The organism is Streptomyces sp. SX-6, assembly GCF_059089585.1.
Map to the genome: position 1 here is coordinate 66,299 of NZ_JBTHHU010000013.1, position 17,869 is coordinate 84,167.

Consider the following 17,869-nt stretch of genomic DNA (forward strand, 5'->3'; position numbering starts at 1 on the left):
GTGGGTGTGGCAGTGAGCAAAGAGAAGGCATGGAAGGTCGGCCCGTCGGCCGTCGACATCGTCTACGAGCGTTTCGGCGGGCGGGGTGCGCCGCCCGTGCTGCTGATCATGGGTGGCGGGGCGCAGATGATCCACTGGCCGGACGGGTTCTGTTCCGGACTCGCCGGGCGCGGTGTGCAGGTGATCCGGTTCGACAATCGCGATGCCGGCCGGTCGACGCACTTCCGCGACGCACCGGTGCCCGATGTGCGGGCGGCGCTGGCCGGTGACCTCTCGTCGGCGTCCTACACGCTGTCGGACCTGGCCGCCGACACCGTCGGGCTGCTCGACGCCCTCGGGATCGACAGCGCTCACCTCGTCGGCGCCTCCCTGGGCGGCATGATCGCCCAGCTGACCGCCATCGAGCATCCCGGCCGGGTCCGGTCGCTGACGTCGATGATGTCCACCACCGGTGACCCCGGTGTGGGCCGGATCAATCCCGCGGCGGTGGCCGGGGTGGGGGCGCCGCCGGAGGACCGGCAGGGCTACGTCGACTGGTACGTCCGCGCCATGCGGGCCATCGGGTCGCCCGGGTTCGCCTTCGACGAAGCGGCGGCGGCCGACCGGGCCGGTCGTGCCCACGACCGGGGGTACGACCCTCAGGGCATGCTGCGCCAGGCCGTTGCCGCCGTGGCGTCCGGGGACCGCACGGCGCGACTGCGGGCGCTGAAGGTCCCTGCCCTGGTGATCCACGGTGCCGCCGACGTGATGTGCGACGTCAGCGGTGGGCGGGCCACCGCCGAGGCCATCCCCGGCGCCGAGTTGGTGGTCATCGACGGCATGGGCCACAACTTCCCCGAAGGGCTGTGGCCCAGGATCACCTCGCTGATCGCGGACTTGGTCCACCGCGTCGAGGGTGGCAACTCGCAGGGCTGAAGCCGTAGTTGGTGATGCCGGTGCACTCACAAGCGGTCAAGGCCGCGACAGTGATCACCGGAGGGGATGAACATATCGTCATGCAGTAGCGATAGTGGTTTTTCCTGAGCAAGACTCTCTCTTGCCAGAGCCTTTGCTCTGTACCCCCCCTTTCACGATGGAGACATCATGAGCATTCGCAACGCCGCAGCCATGACCGCCCTCGCCGCCACCGCCCTCGGCGCCGGAGCCGCCACCGCCAGCGCCGACGGTGCCCACGGCGTCGCCGCCCACTCCCCGGGCGTCGTCGCCGGGAACGTCCTCCAGGTCGCGCCGCACGTGTCCCCGAACGTCGGCGGCAACGCCATCTCGGTCGTGGGCGTCATGAACAGCGCGACCGGCAACACGCTCGTCAACAAGTAACAGGCGCCCCGGTACCAGCCGCCGAGGCCGCCGCAGGTGAGGGACCGCACCTGCACCGGCCGCGCGCCCCTGCCACTCCCGGGCAGGGGCGCGCGGTCCCGTTAATCTGATCGATCGTGCTTTCCGACTACCAGCAGCAACTCCGGGACCGCGTCCTCGCCGCCCCCGTCGTACCCGCACCGCCGCCGTGGCGTCCGGTCGGCGGCGGACTGATACCCGTCGGCGGACTTCTCGGGGTCGGCTTCGGGACCGATCCGGCCGATGGGCGCGACCTGTTGATGGTCGTCTCCAGCAGTGGTCACGGCGTCTTCGACGCGGTCACCGGCGAGAAGATCGCCCGTGACTACGACCCGGAGGGCGACATACCGGACGGACCCGATCTCGCCTGCCCGGGCATCGGCCCGCTCGCCGGTGTACGGGTCCCCATCGCCGGAATGTACGGCGGCGGACTGCACGCCACGACCGGGGACGGCTGGAAGACCGAGGTCGTCAGCCCCGAGTGGCCGCACGACCGCGTGCTGCTCTCGAAGGGCGGAGCGTTCTGGCGCGGTCCCGCCGGGGACGGGTGGTGGCACGTCTTCCACGCGAACTACTCCGAGTTCCGGGCCGCCGGGTTCTCCCCGGGCGGACGCACCCTCGCGATCGCGACCAGCAGCGACGTCACGCTGCTGACCAGGGCCTGAGGGCCTGACCGCGTCAGTCCCCGTCCGGGACCACCAGGACAGGGCCGTACGCGTGCCGTACGCAGTACCGGCTCACCGAGCCCGTCAGCATGCGGTGCACCACGCCGTGCGAGCCGGTGCCCACCACCAGCAGGTCGCCCTCGCGGGCGGCGCTCTCCACCAGCAGCGGACCGGTCTGGCCCAGTGCCACGACCGGCTCGCACGGCACGTCCTCGGGGAACCCGCCCAGCGCGCATGTGCACGCGCGTACCAGGTCGTCGTGCGCCTGGTGGGCCAGTTCCCGGGCCGTCTCCGGGTCCGGCGGCCACAGCATGTCGACGTAATCGCCTTGAGGGGACGAGTAGATGAACACCGGGCGCAGCTCGGCCTGGTGACGCCGGGCCTCGCCCACCGCCTGCCGCAGCGCCGCGAGGCTGCTGGACGATCCGTCGACCCCGACCACGACACGTCGCACTGAGTGATTCATTTCCCGTCCCTTTCTCGTCGTCTCATCGCTTTCGTCCGGTTCATCCGGACATCTCCACGCTAGGAGCGCAGGCCGCGCGCCGTGATCGGCCGTTCGGCCCCGAAGCGGGGGAACCGGCCTCCACCGATCGGGGGAGCGGGGCACGGTACGCCCCGGTTGCGGCCGCGAATGATTGCCCGAAGGGTGGAGGCACGATGATGCGGTGGCTGCTGCGGCACGAGGACGGACCGCACGCCCTGCGGCGCGCCGTCTGGTCGGTCGCGGCCGGCTGCACCGGCTTCTACACCCTCCTGTACGGCCTCGGGCAGCCGGTCGCGGCCGTCTACGCCATGTTCGGCGCCCTGCCGCTCGTCCTGTTCTGCGAGGTCTCCGGTTCTCCGCGTGAACGCACCCGCACGCTGCTCGCCGCGCTTCCCGTCGGCTGGCTCCTGGTCACGGCCGGGACGCTGCTCGCCGTCCACGACTGGGCCGCGGCCTGCGGCATGCTCGTGGTCGGCTTCCTGGTCTCCTTCTGCGCGGCCTGCGGGCCCCGCCTGGCCGCCCTGTCCATCGCCTACCAGCTCTACTACGTGCTCCCGTGCTTCCCGCCGTACGCACCCGGCACGCTCGGCGCCCGGCTCGCCGGGCTCACCACGGGGATCCTGCTCACGGTGCTCGCCGAACGGTTCCTGTGGCCCGAACCGGCCCCGGTCCCGTACCGCGCCGTCCTCGCCGACGCGGCCGCCGCCCTGGGCGACTACGGCGACCTGGTCGCCGACGGCACCCCGGCCGGGGCGTCCGCGCCGCCCGCCGCCAAGGCGGCGGCCGACCGGGCCCTGGAGGACGCGCGGCTGTCCCGCCTGCCCCCGGCCGAGCGCCCGACCTCGCCCTCCGTACGGGACCGGGCCCTCAACCACACCCACGACGCCCTGTGGCAGGTGCACGCCCAGCTCACCCGGCTGTTCGCCGGCGCGAACGCACCGTACCCGGCGTCCACCGCGCTGCTGCACGACGCCGCCACGGCCCTGCGCCGCGTCGCCGCCACCCTGCGCACCGGCGTCCCCGCCCCGCAGGGCGGCCGGCTCCCCGCCGCCCTGCGAGAGTTCGACGCCGTACGGGCCGACGGGCTGCCCCGCGCCGATGCCGCCCGCCTGCGCCACGACGCGGTCGTCCGTACCGCGGCCGAAGTCGCGCGGCTGGCGGAGGAGGCCGCCCGGATCGCGGTCGAGGGGCGGCAGCGGCACGCCGAGGAACCCTTCGGCTACGCGGCCGCCCCCGCCGCCGTCCGGTGGGGGCGGCGGCTCAGCATCCACCTGAACCCGCACTCGGTGCTGCTGCAGAACGCCCTCCGCCTCGCCGTGGCCCTCGCCGCCGCGCGCGTGATCGCCGGTGCGCTCGCCCTGCCGCACGGGTTCTGGATGCTGCTGGCGACCGTCAGCCTGATGCGCACCTCGGCGGCGGACACCCGCAGCGCCCTGCTCCCCGCCTTCGCCGGCACGGCGGCCGGTGCCGTGCTCTCCGCGCTCATGCTCCTCGTGGTCGGCAACGTCCCCGTCTTCTACGCGGCCGTGATGCCCCTCGTCTTCCTCGTGGGCTTCGGTATCGGGCCGCTGCTCGGCCCCGCCTGGACGCAGCTGGCGTTCACCTTCGCCTTCGTGCTGCTCTTCACCCAGCTCTCCTCGGCCAACTGGCACCTGTCCGGCGTACGGTTCGTCAACGTCCTCGTCGGCGGCTCGATCGGCGCGCTGGCGAGCCTGCTCGCCTGGCCCCGGGGCGGCCGCGGCCAACTCCGCCGCGCCGTGGCGGACTTCCTCACCGAATCGGCCGGGGCCTGCCGCACGGTGACAGCCGTGCTGTGCCACGATCGCGACAGCACCGAGGCCGCCGCGCTGCCGGCCCGCCGCGCGATGGTCCTCGCCGATGCGGCGTACACCCAGTACCGCACGGAACACCACCCGCACCGGGCGCCCGACCCCGTCTGGGGCACGGCCATGGCGGCCGGCCGCCACGTGGTCGTCGGCGGCGAGGCGATGCTCGCCCGCCACGACGGTCCGCTGCCGTCCGACGCGACGCGCGAACTCACCGCCCTGGCACGGCAGGTGGCCGGCGAATACCTGCGGTCGGCCCACGCGCTGCGCGCACGGGAAAGCGGCACCGGCATCCCGCCCGACCCGTACCCCGCCCGCACCTCGGGCGTGCTGCGCTGCGCCGAGCATTGCGTGCCGGAGGCGATGCCCGCCCAGATCCTGCTGATCGCCGACGCCGAGGCCTGGCTCACGGGCGTGGCATGCGACGCGGCCCGTATCAGGGCGCTCTGACACCGGGCGCCGCCGCGGCGAGCGTCTCGGCGCACGCCGCCGCGTCGTCGGACGGCTGCGCGACGGTGTAGACGGTGAGCTCGCGCTGCAGGGGACGGCACAGCCGCACGGCCGCCGCGTACGGCCGTGCCCGCAGGGCGCCTTCGGGGACGAGTGCCAGGCCCGCCCCCGCCCCGGCCAGCGCCACGGCCGCCCCGGCGTCCGGGACCTCCACCGCGATCCGCGGCCGGAACCCCGCCGCCTGGAACGCGTCGGCGCACAACTCGCCCGGAGCGTAGCCCCGATGACCGATCCAGCACCGGCCGGCCAGGTCCTCCAGGTGGACGTCCCGGCCGCACAGCGGATCGTCCTGCGCGCACACGACCACGAACTCCTCGGTCCCCAGGCTCCGTACGGCCCCCGGCCACTCCACGGGCCGCGGCCCCGCCCCGAGGTCCGCCGCGCCCGCGGCCACCGCGTCCTGCAGCAGGCCACGGCTGCCGTACGGGCACACGCACACCGGTGTGCCGGGACGGGACATGACCCACTGCCGCACCCCCGGCACCAGCGCCCAGGGCAGCGCGGAGCGCACCGTGCCGATGCGCAGCGGGCGCCGGCTGCCCCGCGCGGCGTCACGCGCCGCCGTGGCGGCCTCGTGCGCGCAGCGCAGGGTCGTCCGCGCGTACGGCAGGAACGCCGCACCCGCCTCAGTGGGGCGGACGCCCTCGGGGCGGCGCTCCAACAGGGCCGTGCCGACGGTGCGTTCCAGGGCCCGCAGCTGCTGCGAGACCGTGGGCTCGGTCACATGCAGCCGCGCGGCGGCCCGGGTCAGCCGTCCCTCGTGCACGACGGTGACCAGGTATTCCAGCTGGCGCAGGGACAGATTCCCGGCGCTGTTCACCGTCTCCATAGCGCGTGCCTATCTCCCCATTGACGGAATCTTCTTGATCCGTGGTGCGGACCGGGATTGAGTGCGAGGGCGGCCGAGGAGCGGATGCCCGCTCGGGGGTGGGACTCGGACCGGCTCTTCCCGGAAGGAAATCAAGGAAGCCGATGAAGTTCTCACCCCGTTCCCTGCTGGTCCCGCTGCTGCTCGCGGGCCTGGCGGCCCCGCTGGCCGCGGTCCCCGCGGCCGCCGACTCCGGCGACCGGACCCCGCCGGTGCTCAAGGCCGGCGACGGCCCGGGCGACAAGGAGGCCGTCTCCGTCGTCAGACCGGGCGGCGACGGCAAGGTCACCCAGGTGCCGCTCGGCGACGCCCGGCTCACGGGCTACGACGCCGCCGGCGGACATGCGGTGCTCGCCGGAAAGAAGCCCAACGGCCTGCAGAACGCGGGGCAGTTGAAGACGGGCGACGTGATAGCGAGCCCCCCGGTCGCCGCCGCGCCCCAGGGCGCGCTGGTCAAGGTCGTCGCCGTGCACCCGGGCAAGGACGGCTCGGTGGCGGTCGACACCGCCCCGGCCGAGCTGACCGATGCGCTCGGCGACGCCAAGGCCGACCTCAAGCTGCCTCTCACGGCGGCCGACCTCAAGGTCAAGCCGCTCACCAAGGGCGGCACCGCGTCCGCCGGGCAGTCCGGCGGCGGAGGCGTCCGGCTCGACGTGGACGTGCCCATGCCCCCGGGCGTCAAGCCCACCCAGGGCAACTCCAAGGCCCTGTCCGGCTGGCTGGAGCTCCACCCCGAGCTGCTCTTCTCGTACGAGCGCGCCCACTGGTACTCGGTCGCACCCTCCCGGGCGACGATCGGCACGGCGGCCGACTACTCCTACGGCTTCAAGGCCCACGCCGAGGGCACCGCCTCGTACGACACCGGGCACAAGCCGCTGCACATCCCCGCGGCCGAGGTCGACGTCAACAAGACCGTCTGGCTGGGCCCCGTGCCGATCGTGCTCAACCTCAAGGTCGACTACTTCTACGACATCTCGGCCGACGGGAAGATCAGCGTCGACGCCGAACAGCGCACGGACGGGCACCTCGAGGTCGGCGCCCGCTACGACGCGGACCACGGCTGGAGCGCGCTCTCCGGCCCCGAGCCCACCACCACGGGCACCCCGGCGCGCATCGAGGGCTCGGCCACCGCGAAGGCCGGCGTCGGCACCCGCACCCAGCTCGGGCTCTACGGCGCGGTGGGCGTCGAGGCCGACTTCATGCCGTACCTCAAGGCCACCGCGCACGGCGGCACGGGCGGCACCGGCTGGGGGCTGTACGGGGGCACGGACCTCACCGGCTCGTTCTTCGCCAAGCTGAAGATTTTCGGGGCGAAAGTCCTCGACCACGCGTGGAACTTCCCCACGGTGACCTTCGAGCGCAAGCTCGCGGAGGGCTGAGGCGCTCATGACGTGTCCTCCTCGTCGGGGCGGACGACGAGGACGGGGCAGCCGGCGTGCCGGAGGCAGTACCGGCTCACCGAACCGTGCACGAGGCGGTGCCACAGACCCTGGCTGCCGGCCCCCATCACCAGCAGATCGGTGCGGTGCCGGGCGGTCGCCACCAGGGCCGGCCCCGCGTCCGCGCGGACGGTCCTCGGCAGCACCCTCGGCCCGAACGGCGCCGCGCCCAAAGCCTTCTCGCAGGTCTTCGTCAGCACCCTGCGAGCGTCCATCTCCCAGTGCGCACGGACGTCGGCGGGGGCGGGGTGGACGGCATCGGCCGCCTCGCCGCCCGGCGGGGACCAGGCGAGCACGGGACACAGGGCGGCGTCGTGCCGGAGGGCCTCGTGCGCCCCTTGCCTGAGGGCCGCGACGCTGCTCGGCGAACCGTCGACACCGACGACTACGCGCTTGACCGACTGCGACATTTTCCTCCGCCTTTCCTCGGGTCCCGCTTCCTCGGGTCCCGTCCAGGCTAGGAATGGCTTTTCCGCCGGGGTATCGGGCCGAAGGACGAGAAAACGGGGGAGGGGATGTCCCCCGATCGGCGGGCACCCGGAAAATGCACCTATGGTTGACAGAGAACGTCGAGGACATCGACACGCATACGGAAGTGACGAGACATGGTGTCCGATTCCGGTTCCGGCAAAGACGTGACGGTGGTGGTGGCGGACGACCATCCCGTCTACCGCGAAGGTGTTTCCCGCGGGCTGCAGCTCAGCGGCCGGATCACCGTGCTGGCCGAGGTGGGGGACGGTGCGGAGGCCCTGGCCGCGATCCGCGAGTTCAAGCCCGCGGTGGCCCTCATCGACTACCGGCTCCCCACGCTGGACGGAATCGCGGTGATTCACGCGACCGTCCGGGACGGGCTGCCGACCCGGACCATTCTGCTGTCGGCGACGACCGACGGCGCCGTGGTCTACCGGGCGGTCCAGGAAGGGGCCGCGGGCTATTTGGCCAAGGACGCCAAGCGGTCGGAAATCGTCAGCGCCGTACTGAAAGTCGCCGCTGGAAAGCAGGTGGTGGCCGAGGAACTCTCCCACGGTCTCGTCGACGAAATCCGTATGCGGGCCGACCGGGACACCGCGGTCCTGTCCGAACGCGAACAGCAGGTGCTGCGCGGCTTCGCCGAGGGCAAGAGCATCCCGCAGCTCGCCGCCGAGCTGTACCTGGGGGCGAGCACGGTCAAGACGCACACCCAGCGGCTGTACGAGAAGCTCGGCGTCTCCGACCGCGCCGCGGCGGTCGCCGAGGCCATGCGGCGGGGACTGCTGGAATGACCGGCCGGCGCCGGGCACCAGGCGCCCGGCGCCGGCCGACGGGGATCAGGCCACCGGGGCCGGGTAGGTCGGGTACTCCACCCCGGAGACGTGCTGGACGACCCGGATGACCTGGCACGAGTAGCCGAACTCGTTGTCGTACCAGAGGTAGAGGATCGCGTTGTCGCCCTCGACCTTGGTGGCGCCCGCGTCGACGATCGAGGCGTGCCGCGAGCCGATGAAGTCGCTCGAGACCGCGTCGGGGGCGGTGATGAAGTCGATCTGGCGCTTGAGCGGCGAGGCCAGCGACACATTGCGGAGGTAGTCGAGGACCTCGTCGCGGGAGGTCTCGCGCGCGAGCCGCAGGTTGAGGATCGCGATCGAGACGTCCGGCACCGGAACCCGGATCGAGCTGCCGGTGATCTTCGCCTTGAGGTCCGGGAGCGCCTTGGCGACGGCGGAGGCGGCGCCGGTCTCGGTGATGACCATGTTGAGCGGCGCCGAGCGGCCGCGGCGGTCGGAGCTGTGGTAATTGTCCAGCAGGTTCTGGTCGTTGGTGAACGAGTGGACGGTCTCCACGTGGCCGTGCAGGACGCCGTACTCGTCCGCCATCGCCTTCAGCGGCGGGACGATCGCGTTGGTGGTGCAGGACGCGCAGGACAGGATCCGCTCGTCCGGCTTGATCGTGTCGTGGTTGACGCCGTGGACGATGTTGGGGACGTCGCCCTTGCCCGGCGCCGTCAGGACCACCTTGTCGATGCCGGGGCGCAGGTGCTCGGAGAGGCCCTCGCGGTCGCGCCACTTGCCGGTGTTGTCGATGAGGATGGCGTCCTTGATGCCGTACGCCGTGTAGTCCACCGACGCCGGGCTGTCGGCGTAGATCACCTTGATCGCGTTGCCGTTGGCGAAGATCGTGCTGTTCGCCTCGTCCACGGTGATCGTGCCCTGGAACTGGCCGTGGATGGAGTCGCGCCGCAGCAGCGAGGCGCGCTTGACGAGATCCTCGGCGGCCCGGCCGCCGCCTCCGCGCACGACGATGGCCCGCAGCCGCAGCCCGTTGCCGGAGCCGGACTTCTCGATCAGCAGCCGGGCGACGAGACGGCCGATCCGGCCGAAGCCGTAGAGGACGACGTCGCGCCCCTCGCCGCGCTCGAGCTTGTTGGCGCCCGTGGCACCGGCGACGGCCCCGGCGGTGAACTCGGCCACCCCGAGACCGCGGTCGTCGGTCTTGTACGTCGCGGCGAGCATGCCGATGTCGATCTGCGAGGGGCCGAGATCGAGCGTGGTGAGAGCCTGCAGGAACGGCAGCGTCTCGGTGACCGTGAGTTCCTCTCCGGCTATCTGCCGGGCGAACCGGTGGGTCTTGAGGATGCTGACCACCGACTTGTTCACCAGGGAGCGGCTGTGCAGCAGGACCGTGACGTCCCGCTCGCGGTGCAGCTTCCCGATGATCGGGATCATCGATTCCGCGATCTCCTCGCGGTTCTTCCAGTCAGTGAACGAGTCGTCGTTGACAGTCACAGGCTTCTCTTTCGAGCTAGGAGGCGCTCACATGCTAACCCCTCTCTGTTTTGATCATGCGGGCGGTGCGGAGCGCGGTGCGGAGCGGGGGCTCACTGTCATGCGGATGTCGCCGGCCGCCCGGAGCACGAACCGTTCGGTGGGGACCACCTCGTGTCCGGGCACGGGGCGGAACCGGAGGCGTTTGAGCAGTACGGTCAGGACCAGCTCGGCCTCGACCATGGCCAGGGCGGCGCCCTCGCAGCCGCGCGGGCCGAGCCCGAAGGGGATGTAGGCCAGCCGCGGCCGCCCGGCCGTTTCCTCCGGGGTGAACCGCTCGGGCCTGAACCTCTCGGGCTCGGGCCAGTGGTCGGGGTTCATGTGCACGGCCCAGAACGGATAGAAGACGGTTGTCCCGGCCGGGATCTCGTAGTCGCCCAGGACGAGCGCCTCGGTCGTCTCGCGCGCGCCGTACGGGCCGGGCGGGAAGAGCCGCATCGATTCCTTGAGGACCATGTCCAGATAAGCGAGCCGCCGGAGGTCGGCGTACGCGGGCGCGGCGCGGTCACCGAGCACGCGGTCCAGCTCGTCGGCGACGCGTTCGGCCACTTCGGGATGCCGTCCCAGCAGATGGAGGGTCCATGAGACGGCCATCCCGGTCGTGTGGTGGGCGGCCAGCATCGTCATCATGACGGTGTCGCGGATCCGCGCGGGGCGATCACCGGCTTCGACGAGTGCCCCGATCAGGTCGCTCTTGTCCGCGCGGCTGTCGTCACGGTGGGCTGCGACGATCTCGTCGACCGTTGCGCGTAGGTAGCCGAGGGCTTTCTCCGCCCGCGTGCTGTCCGTGAGCACCTCTTCGAAGGCGGTGACGACACCGTCCGGATCCGGGGCCTGGCCGCCCAGCGCGTACTCGCAGATCATCCGCAGCGACAGTGCGGTGAGGTCCTTCTGCAGCTCGACGGACCCGTTGCCGGCCTGCCCGGCCCAGTCGTCCGCGAGCGCTGTCGCCAGCGCGGTGAAGCGCGCGAAGTGCCGCTCGTGGGACGGGCGCCCGGCCAGGACCTCCAGCAGCAGGCGCCGTAACGGGGTGTGCTCGTCGGCCGGCATCACCTGCAGGTTGCCCGCCTCGAACAGCGGGGCCAGGAACGCGAAGAGCCGCTCCGGCCGCTTGTCGATATGAGCCGTCGCCTCCAGCAGCACCGGGTCGGCGACCGACACGGCCATTGCCGCGCCCGGGAGTTGGAACCGTACGACGGGTCCGTACTCGGCGTGCAGCCGCAACTGGTAGGTGTGCAGACCACCCGCTGCCGCGATGGCGCCGACGCCACCGTCCGCGCGGGGCTCGGGACCGGGAATGTTCATGGTCGTGCCTCCTCGCCGGGAGTCCGGTTCACAGGGCACCACGGTCTCAGAGCGGCCGCATACAGCGCCCGGTTGCGCGCCGGATGGGCCTCCGGTCAACTGGATCAATCGGCACGTAAGGCGGTGAAATCCATGGCGCCGACCCGTTCGCCCGCCGGTGCGGGCCGCTGGGCGATGCTCGCCGTGCTCTGCGCCAGCCTGCTGCTGGTCGCCATGGACGCCACCATCCTCAATGTCGCGCTGCCCTCGCTGATCAAGGATCTGCGGCCCGGGCCGCTGGAGCAGCTGTGGATCATCGACATCTACGGCCTGGTCCTCGGCGGACTGCTGGTCACCAGCGGGGCCGTCAGCGACCGCTACGGCCGCAAGCTGCTCTTCCTCGGCGGGTTCGTGCTCTTCGGGGCGGCCTCGGTCGTCGCGGCGACCTCCGACAGCACCTGGCAGCTGATCGCCGGGCGGGTGCTGCTCGGGATCGGCGGCGCCATGGTGATGCCCTCGACGCTCTCGCTGATCCGCACCATCTTCACCGACCCCAGGGAGCGTGCCCTGGCCATCGGCGTCTGGGCCGCCGTCGCGGGCGCGGGGGCGTGCGTGGGGCCGCTGGTCGGCGGTGTGCTCGTCGAACGCTTCGGCTGGGCCGCGGCGTTCTGGGTCAACGTGCCGGTCGTCGTGGTCACGGTGGCGGTCGGCATCCGGCTGCTGCCGGAGTACCGCGCCCCGCAGGCCGGGCGGCTCGACTGGCTCGGGGCGGTCCTGTCGATCGCCGGCATCGTGGCGCTGGCCTGGGGCATCAAGCACGTGGCCAAGGGCAGCACGGCCCCCGAGGACCTGGCCGCGCTCGTCCTAGGCGTGCTGCTGCTGGCATGGTTCGCACGGCGCCAACTCGGCCTGGAAGACCCGCTGTTGGACGTACGGCTCTTCCGCAACGGCCCGTTCCTGGCCGCCGCGCTGGCCACCCTGCTCGCGATGCTCGCCATCGGCGCCGCCCTGTTCCTGCTGTCGCTGTGGCTGCAGTACGTCCACGGCTACTCGCCGTCGCAGGCCGGTGTGCGCACCCTGCCGTCCGCCCTGGCGATGCTCGCCGGCGCCCTGTCCTCGCCCTGGGTGATGCACCGCATCGGGGTGCGCGCCGTGCTGGGGCTCGGCCTGGGCGCCCTGGCCGCGGGGTTCGTCCTGCTCGCCGTCAGCCCGGAGCCGACCGGCTACCCCGTCGTCGCCGTCGTCCTGGCCATGCTCGGTCTCGGCGATGGCCTGGCCATCACCGCGTCCGCCTCGGTGCTCGTCTCCTCGGTGCCGCCCGAACGCGCGGGCCAGGCGGGCGCCGTGTCCGAGACCTGCTACGAGCTCGGGGTCGGCCTCGGGGTGGCGCTGCTGGGCAGCATCCACGGCGCCGTCTTCTCCGGCCACATGTCCCGGCTGCCCCTGAAGGGCAGCGATCTGACCACCGCCCGGGGCTCCGTGGGCGGCGCCGTCGAAGTCGCGGAGGACATCGGCGGGGCGACGGGACGCCAGGTGCTCGACACCGCGCGCGCCGCCTTCGACGACGCCCTGACCACGACCTCGTACGTCTCGGCGGGGATCGTGGTCGTGGTGACGGTGCTGACGGTGTGCCTGGTGCCGCGCGGTTTCAAGGCGACCGGCGGCCACTGACGCCCGCGGGGGCGTGTTCTAGGATCCGGGGGCAACCGGAAACGAGGAGGCGTCACCCCGTGCCGTACGACGACACCGATGTGCTGATCACGGTCCCCGAACTGCAGGAACGCCTCGCGGCGGACGCACCGCCCGTGCTGATCGACCTCCGCTCGACCCACAAGGGCCCGACCCCGCTGGAGCTCTACCTCGCCGGCCACATCCCGGGCGCCGTCCGGGCCGACCTGAACGCCGACCTCGCCGCCCCGGCCGGCGCCCGCGGCCGGCACCCGCTGCCGGAGGCAGCGGAGTTCCAGGCCGCCGCGCGCCGCCTCGGCATCCGCGAGCACGGCCCGGTCGTCGTCTACGACCAGCGCGACTCCACCATCGCCGCCCGGCTGTGGTGGATGCTGCGCTACTTCGGGCACCGGGGCGAGGTCCGGGTGCTGGACGGCGGGTACGAGGCCTGGGTGCGCGCCGGGCTGCCCGTCGCCGAGGGCCCCGCGGAGCCCGTGGCGACGGGCGACGTCACCGCGGTGCCCGGCGGCATGCCCATGCTGACGGTGGATCAGGTCCCCGAATTCGCCGCCAGTGCCGTCCTGTTGGACTCCCGGGCCGCCGAGCGCTACCGAGGCGAGACCGAACCGCTGGATCCGGTCGCCGGTCACATCCCGGGTGCGGTCTGTGCCCCCACCTTCGCCAACAGCGACCCCGACGGCCTCTTCCTGCCGCCCGCCGACCTCCGCAAGCGCTACGCCGGACTGGGCGTCACGCCCGGCACCACCGTGGGTGCCTACTGCGGTTCGGGCGTGACGGCCGCCCACCAGGTCCTGGCCCTGCACCTGGCCGGGATCGAGGCCGCCCTGTACGTCGGCTCCTGGAGCGAGTGGGTCGCGGACCCGCAGCGGGAGGTGGCCGTCGGGGCGTGACTCAGGCCGTACGGCGCCGCATTCCCCGCACCGCCCCCGTGATGGCGAGTGCGGTGGTCACCAGCAGGGCGCTGACCCACAGCGGCGATCGGTAGCCGAACCCGGCGCCGATCGCCAGCCCGCCGATGCCCGGGCCCACGGCCGCGCCCACGTTGAACGCGGCCGTGGCGAAGGAGCCCGCCAGCGTGGGCGCTCCGGCCGCCGCGTAGAGCACCTGCGAGATCAGGGTGGTGCCCACGGCGAACGACAAGGTGCCCTGGACGAAGACGCACACGAGCGCCGCCACCGGGTTCCCGGCCGTTACCGCGAAGACGACCCAGCCGACGAGCAGCGCCGCCCCGCCGACCGCCAGGAGCAGGGCGGGCCGCGCGTCCGCCACCCGGCCGCCGACCGTGACACCGGCGAACGAGCCGGCACCGAAGAGGGCCAGTACGGCCGGCATCCACGCGGAGCCGATGCCCGTGACGGTGGTGAACAGCGGCGCGAGATAGGTGAACGTACAGAACGTCGCCCCGTTCACCAGGGCACCCAGCAGCAGGGTCACCATGAGCCGCGGATCGCGCAGCACCCGCAGCTCACCCCGCGCGCCCGCGGGGGCCGGACCGGAGGAGCCGGCCGGCACCGAGCGCAGGATGGCCACCACGGCCGGCACCGACACGACCGCCACCGCCCAGAACGCGGAGCGCCACCCCCACACCCGGCCGAGGAGCGCACCGGCGGGAACCCCCGCGACACAGGCCAGCGTGACACCGCCGAGCAGTACGGAAGCGGCGCGCCCCTTGGCGTTCGGCGGCACCATCGCGGTCGCGGCCGCCATGGCCACGGCGAGGAAGCCCGCGTTGGCCAGAGCGGCGACGACCCGCGTCGCCAGCAGCACCCCGAAGTCGGTCGTGACCGCACCGACGACATGGACGAGCAGAAAGGCCGTCAGAAAGACCAGCAGCGACCGGCGTCGCGGCCACCGCATGCTCAACACCGCCATCAGCGGCGCACCGACGATCATCCCCGCCGCGAACGCCGACGTCAGCGACCCCGCGGTGGGGATGGACACATGCAGATCGTGCGCGATGTCCGGGATGAGGCCGGACAACATGAACTCGGATGTCCCCTGCGCGAACACAGCGAGTCCGAGCAGGTAGAGAACGAAAGGCACAGCAGAACTCCGCAGCCACGTCATGGATGGAAAAACACCTGCGCGGAACGGTGATCCGGTGGCGCGAGTCGAAGCCGGGCACGCCGAACGGCCCCATGGGGCACGGGACTTCAGCGCGGCATCACGAGCAGCCACCGGACGACCGGTGGCCTGGGTCTTGACGACTCGGGACTGGACACGGATGCATTGTCGTCACACCCGTCCCACCCTGTCGAGGGGATTCATTACCCCTGGCGCAGGTCCTCCCAGGTGATGACCGGGCTCCCGGCCCGCATGCTGAAGTCCATCGCGGGCTCCCGCACCGGCCACTTGAGCCGCAGCCAGCACGGCACGGTGGCCGCGATCCCGTCGTCGGCCGCGAGATGCCAGAACGTATTGGAGTCCCGCCGCGCGAAGTACGGGCAGAAGAGGGAGATCACCAGCGTCACCCGGCGGCCCTTCGTGACCGGGGTGACCGCATGGAAGATGCGGCTCCCGTGCAGGAACAGCGTCGCCCCCCGCTCCCCGCAGTCCGCCTCCCGGATGCGCGGGTCGTCCTTCTGCACGTCCTCGAACTCGCCGGTGCGGCCGTGGAAGTAGAGGAAGCGCCCGCCCTCGTACTCGTCCTGGCCGCTGAGCTGGATCGTGAACACGTAGTCCATGCCGTCGCGGTGCCACTTGACGATCTCGGTACGGCCCCGGCCCTCGAAGTAGTTGATCTGGGCGGTGGGAATCCGCAAGGGGTGCGGGATCAACGGCACGCCCACCAGGCGGGAGCAGGCGAGCAGGAACTCCCGGTCCCGGATCATGTTGTTGACGAACGGCGACATGAGGTCGGCGCTGCGCACCCGCCGCGTCGCGATGAACTCGCTCTCGCCCGCCGAGGGTTCGAGACGGTCGCACACCTCGGTGAGGCACTCCAGACCGTCGGCGGTGAGGATCCGCAGCGGTCCCACGAGCGCGGTGTCGTCCGTCCTCCCGTCGCCGCGGCCCAGTTCGCGGGACGCGTAGCCGAACTCCTGGAGGGTCACCCGCGGCCCGGTGGCGTTCCGTACGACGTACTCGCTGCGCCAGCGCGGTTCGCCCGGCAGCTCGCGGCCGACGCGGGGCCTGTGCGCCCGCAGGGCGTGGAAGACCTGGTCGAACCCGGTGGCCGTCCGGGGAAGGCTGAGAACACCGCTGCCGCTGCCGCTGCGACGCGTCCGGACCATCGCCATGGGGCCATCTCCTCCGGTGGGCGGTGGGCGAAGAGCCTCGGCGCGGAAACCGGGATGCGGAACGGGGCACACAACCGGCTCCGCCGCCTGCCGCGGTCAGTATCCACCGCCCCGCCCCGGGCCCGGCAAGGCCCGGATCCCGCCATGCGCGGCGGCTGTTCACCCACCCCCGTTCACCCCCGTTCACCCTCCCGCGAGCTGGTCGGCGACATGGCGGGCCTGGCGCGTGACATTGCGCAGATGGTTGGAGAACGGGATGCGCATGTGGGTGCCGACGCCGGCCACCCAGACACGCTCGGGCGGCGCCCCGGGGCGGCGGCGCACCCGCAGGTCGGCCTCCAGCCGGTCGACGACCCCGGCGCTCCCCGTCGGCCGGGACAGGTGGAGTGCCGTGCCGTCCTCGTCCCAGTGCAGTTCGGGCGGGTGGAAGCCGGTGGCGTTGACGACGAGGTCGAAGGAGACGGGGCCGGCCCCGGGCCAGGACACCCGCCACGCGTCCCCGTCGTGGGTGAAGGAGCGGGGGTAGGAGTGGGCCAGGTCCAGGACGCCGGAGCCGAAGTGCCCCAGCAGACGGCGGGCGTTGACCACGGTCAGCGAGGTGAGAAAGCGGCCGATGAACCGGTCGAAGTGTGCCAGCAGTTCTCCGCGGCGCTCCGCGGGCAGCGCGGCGCCGAGGGCGATCCCCGCCTCGACCACGGGGACCGACACCCCGGGCCACAGACAGGTGCCCGCCTCCACCAGGGCCGTCTCCTCCGCGAGGCGCCGGACCGGGTCCCCGGCCCGCGAGGTCTGCTCCCGCAGCGGGCGCCGCCCGAGCAGCCGGACGGCCTCCACCACGCACCGCGTCAGCCTCGACTCCAGCAGCGGATCGGCGGGGTCGAGGCGGGCCATGCGCTCGAGCGGCGGGAAGTCCCGTACGGGCGCGGCGAGCGAGTGCCGCACCGCGGGCAGCAGACCGGACGGCGAGGTCATGGTCGTGCGGTGGCCGTCCCGGCACAGCAACAGGGCCGCGTCCACGGCAGATTGACGGGTGCCGAGCACCAGCACCCGTCGGTCCGGCGGCAGTTCCCCGGCGATGCGGGTGGCCGGATACGGGCTGTCCAGGTAGTGCGGGTGGTCCGTGAGGCCCGCGAAGCCCTCCGGGACCCGCGGCCGGTGCACGCCCGTGCCGACCACGACGTCGTCGGCGGTGAGCTCCCGGCCGTCGTCCAGGCGCACGCGTCGCACTCCGCCGTCCACGCCGACCGACAGCACGCCGGCCCGTACGTGCTCCGTCGCGATGCCGTGGGCGGCCGCCAGCGCGCGGGCCCGTGTGTGGCGGTCGTGGCAGTACTCGGCCATCCGCGCCCGGGGAACGCAGTCGTCCGGGTGGCCCGTCCAGCCGTGGCCGCGCAGGTAGTCGACGAAGTCGCCGGGCCGGTCCGCCGACAGGGAGTTGATGCCGGCGGCGCTGTTGCACAGCAGCAGGGGATCGGGGTCCCCGAAGGCGAGTCCCCAGCCGGGCGGCCGCGGGTCCACCAGCCGGATCGTACGGACCCCGTGCCGCGCCCGGCCGGACGGGCGCACCAGCGCCTCCACCAGGTGCGTCAGGACGCTGGTCCCGGCGACCCCGGAACCGACGATCACCACGTCACGTCCGCTCGCCGACAAGCCGTTGCCTCCCGAACTCCGGGTTTCGCTGTGAGCATGCGGAGGTTCCCAAAACGGCGCCGGAAAGGCAAGGTCG

At 72.6% G+C, this 17,869-nt stretch carries 16 protein-coding genes; 8 read left to right on the forward strand and 8 right to left on the reverse strand.

Features of this window, described 5'->3' with window-relative positions; genetic code table 11:
• The first annotated feature begins 6 nt into the window (after nucleotides 1-6).
• From ACV530_RS18035 to ACV530_RS18045, 3 genes are all read left to right on the forward strand, one after another.
• On the forward strand, nucleotides 7-915 hold the full coding sequence (locus tag ACV530_RS18035; RefSeq protein WP_494333533.1) for an alpha/beta fold hydrolase: 909 nt from the start codon (nucleotides 7-9) through the stop codon (nucleotides 913-915).
• A 168-nt stretch (nucleotides 916-1,083) separates the two neighbouring features.
• The gene (locus tag ACV530_RS18040) at nucleotides 1,084-1,317 is read left to right on the forward strand and encodes a chaplin (protein ID WP_494333534.1); all 234 of its coding nucleotides are present in this window, start codon (nucleotides 1,084-1,086) and stop codon (nucleotides 1,315-1,317) included.
• A gap of 116 nt (nucleotides 1,318-1,433) precedes the next feature.
• On the forward strand, nucleotides 1,434-2,000 hold the full coding sequence (locus ACV530_RS18045) for a hypothetical protein (protein WP_494333535.1): 567 nt from the start codon (nucleotides 1,434-1,436) through the stop codon (nucleotides 1,998-2,000).
• A 13-nt stretch (nucleotides 2,001-2,013) separates the two neighbouring features.
• Here the strand turns inward: ACV530_RS18045 and ACV530_RS18050 are convergent, their stop codons facing one another.
• Nucleotides 2,014-2,466: a universal stress protein gene (locus ACV530_RS18050; protein ID WP_494333536.1), complete on the reverse strand. Its 453-nt coding sequence runs from the start codon at nucleotides 2,464-2,466 to the stop codon at nucleotides 2,014-2,016.
• Nucleotides 2,467-2,660: 194 nt separating this feature from the next.
• Between ACV530_RS18050 and ACV530_RS18055 the strand changes: the two genes are divergently transcribed.
• On the forward strand, nucleotides 2,661-4,763 hold the full coding sequence (locus tag ACV530_RS18055) for an FUSC family protein (protein WP_494333537.1): 2,103 nt from the start codon (nucleotides 2,661-2,663) through the stop codon (nucleotides 4,761-4,763).
• Here ACV530_RS18055 and ACV530_RS18060 read toward each other — a convergent pair.
• Entirely contained in the window at nucleotides 4,750-5,652 is a 903-nt protein-coding gene (locus ACV530_RS18060; RefSeq protein WP_494333538.1) for a LysR family transcriptional regulator, read from the reverse strand. The genes ACV530_RS18055 and ACV530_RS18060 overlap by 14 nt on opposite strands.
• A 143-nt stretch (nucleotides 5,653-5,795) precedes the next feature.
• On the opposite strand from ACV530_RS18060, the gene ACV530_RS18065 reads away from it, so the two are divergent.
• Nucleotides 5,796-7,070, forward strand: a complete 1,275-nt coding sequence (locus tag ACV530_RS18065) for a hypothetical protein (RefSeq protein WP_494333539.1) — start codon at nucleotides 5,796-5,798, stop codon at nucleotides 7,068-7,070.
• Nucleotides 7,071-7,075: 5 nt separating this feature from the next.
• On the opposite strand, the gene ACV530_RS18070 is transcribed toward ACV530_RS18065, so the two are convergent.
• Complete coding sequence (locus tag ACV530_RS18070) at nucleotides 7,076-7,540, reverse strand: universal stress protein (protein WP_494333540.1); 465 nt, start codon at nucleotides 7,538-7,540, stop codon at nucleotides 7,076-7,078.
• 195 nt (nucleotides 7,541-7,735) lie between these two features.
• Between ACV530_RS18070 and ACV530_RS18075 the strand changes: the two genes are divergently transcribed.
• Nucleotides 7,736-8,392 (forward strand): response regulator, encoded by a 657-nt coding sequence (locus ACV530_RS18075; protein WP_494333541.1) that lies wholly within the window; start codon nucleotides 7,736-7,738, stop codon nucleotides 8,390-8,392.
• Nucleotides 8,393-8,437: 45 nt separating this feature from the next.
• Here the strand turns inward: ACV530_RS18075 and ACV530_RS18080 are convergent, their stop codons facing one another.
• Both ACV530_RS18080 and ACV530_RS18085 read right to left on the reverse strand, forming a co-directional pair.
• Complete coding sequence (locus ACV530_RS18080; protein WP_494333542.1) at nucleotides 8,438-9,892, reverse strand: glyceraldehyde-3-phosphate dehydrogenase; 1,455 nt, start codon at nucleotides 9,890-9,892, stop codon at nucleotides 8,438-8,440.
• Nucleotides 9,893-9,946: 54 nt separating this feature from the next.
• On the reverse strand, nucleotides 9,947-11,236 hold the full coding sequence (locus ACV530_RS18085) for a cytochrome P450 (protein WP_494333543.1): 1,290 nt from the start codon (nucleotides 11,234-11,236) through the stop codon (nucleotides 9,947-9,949).
• A 132-nt stretch (nucleotides 11,237-11,368) separates the two neighbouring features.
• On the opposite strand from ACV530_RS18085, the gene ACV530_RS18090 reads away from it, so the two are divergent.
• Together ACV530_RS18090 and ACV530_RS18095 are read left to right on the forward strand one after the other, a co-directional pair.
• On the forward strand, nucleotides 11,369-12,886 hold the full coding sequence (locus ACV530_RS18090) for an MFS transporter (protein ID WP_494333544.1): 1,518 nt from the start codon (nucleotides 11,369-11,371) through the stop codon (nucleotides 12,884-12,886).
• A gap of 59 nt (nucleotides 12,887-12,945) precedes the next feature.
• On the forward strand, nucleotides 12,946-13,794 hold the full coding sequence (locus tag ACV530_RS18095) for a sulfurtransferase (protein WP_494333545.1): 849 nt from the start codon (nucleotides 12,946-12,948) through the stop codon (nucleotides 13,792-13,794).
• A 1-nt stretch (nucleotide 13,795) separates the two neighbouring features.
• Here the strand turns inward: ACV530_RS18095 and ACV530_RS18100 are convergent, their stop codons facing one another.
• From ACV530_RS18100 to ACV530_RS18110, 3 genes are all read right to left on the reverse strand, one after another.
• Nucleotides 13,796-14,947, reverse strand: coding sequence for a Cmx/CmrA family chloramphenicol efflux MFS transporter (locus ACV530_RS18100; protein WP_494333546.1), 1,152 nt, complete (start codon nucleotides 14,945-14,947; stop codon nucleotides 13,796-13,798).
• A gap of 224 nt (nucleotides 14,948-15,171) precedes the next feature.
• Nucleotides 15,172-16,143 carry a hypothetical protein gene (locus ACV530_RS18105; protein ID WP_494333547.1) on the reverse strand — a complete coding sequence of 324 codons (972 nt, stop codon included), beginning with the start codon at nucleotides 16,141-16,143 and terminating at the stop codon, nucleotides 15,172-15,174.
• 183 nt (nucleotides 16,144-16,326) lie between these two features.
• Nucleotides 16,327-17,793 carry an FAD/NAD(P)-binding protein gene (locus tag ACV530_RS18110; RefSeq protein ID WP_494333548.1) on the reverse strand — a complete coding sequence of 489 codons (1,467 nt, stop codon included), beginning with the start codon at nucleotides 17,791-17,793 and terminating at the stop codon, nucleotides 16,327-16,329.
• Nucleotides 17,794-17,869 lie beyond the last annotated feature (76 nt).

Bases quoted from the DNA above. Each gene is read 5' to 3' on its own strand.
- ACV530_RS18050 (WP_494333536.1), bottom strand. From the start codon at position 2,466: ATGAATCACTCAGTGCGACGTGTCGTGGTCGGGGTCGACGGATCGTCC.
- ACV530_RS18060 (WP_494333538.1), bottom strand. From the start codon at position 5,652: ATGGAGACGGTGAACAGCGCCGGGAATCTGTCCCTGCGCCAGCTGGAA.
- ACV530_RS18090 (WP_494333544.1), top strand. From the start codon at position 11,369: ATGGCGCCGACCCGTTCGCCCGCCGGTGCGGGCCGCTGGGCGATGCTC.
- ACV530_RS18040 (WP_494333534.1), top strand. From the start codon at position 1,084: ATGAGCATTCGCAACGCCGCAGCCATGACCGCCCTCGCCGCCACCGCC.
- ACV530_RS18075 (WP_494333541.1), top strand. From the start codon at position 7,736: ATGGTGTCCGATTCCGGTTCCGGCAAAGACGTGACGGTGGTGGTGGCG.
- ACV530_RS18065 (WP_494333539.1), top strand. From the start codon at position 5,796: ATGAAGTTCTCACCCCGTTCCCTGCTGGTCCCGCTGCTGCTCGCGGGC.
- ACV530_RS18105 (WP_494333547.1), bottom strand. From the start codon at position 16,143: ATGGCGATGGTCCGGACGCGTCGCAGCGGCAGCGGCAGCGGTGTTCTC.
- ACV530_RS18070 (WP_494333540.1), bottom strand. From the start codon at position 7,540: ATGTCGCAGTCGGTCAAGCGCGTAGTCGTCGGTGTCGACGGTTCGCCG.
- ACV530_RS18085 (WP_494333543.1), bottom strand. From the start codon at position 11,236: ATGAACATTCCCGGTCCCGAGCCCCGCGCGGACGGTGGCGTCGGCGCC.
- ACV530_RS18055 (WP_494333537.1), top strand. From the start codon at position 2,661: ATGATGCGGTGGCTGCTGCGGCACGAGGACGGACCGCACGCCCTGCGG.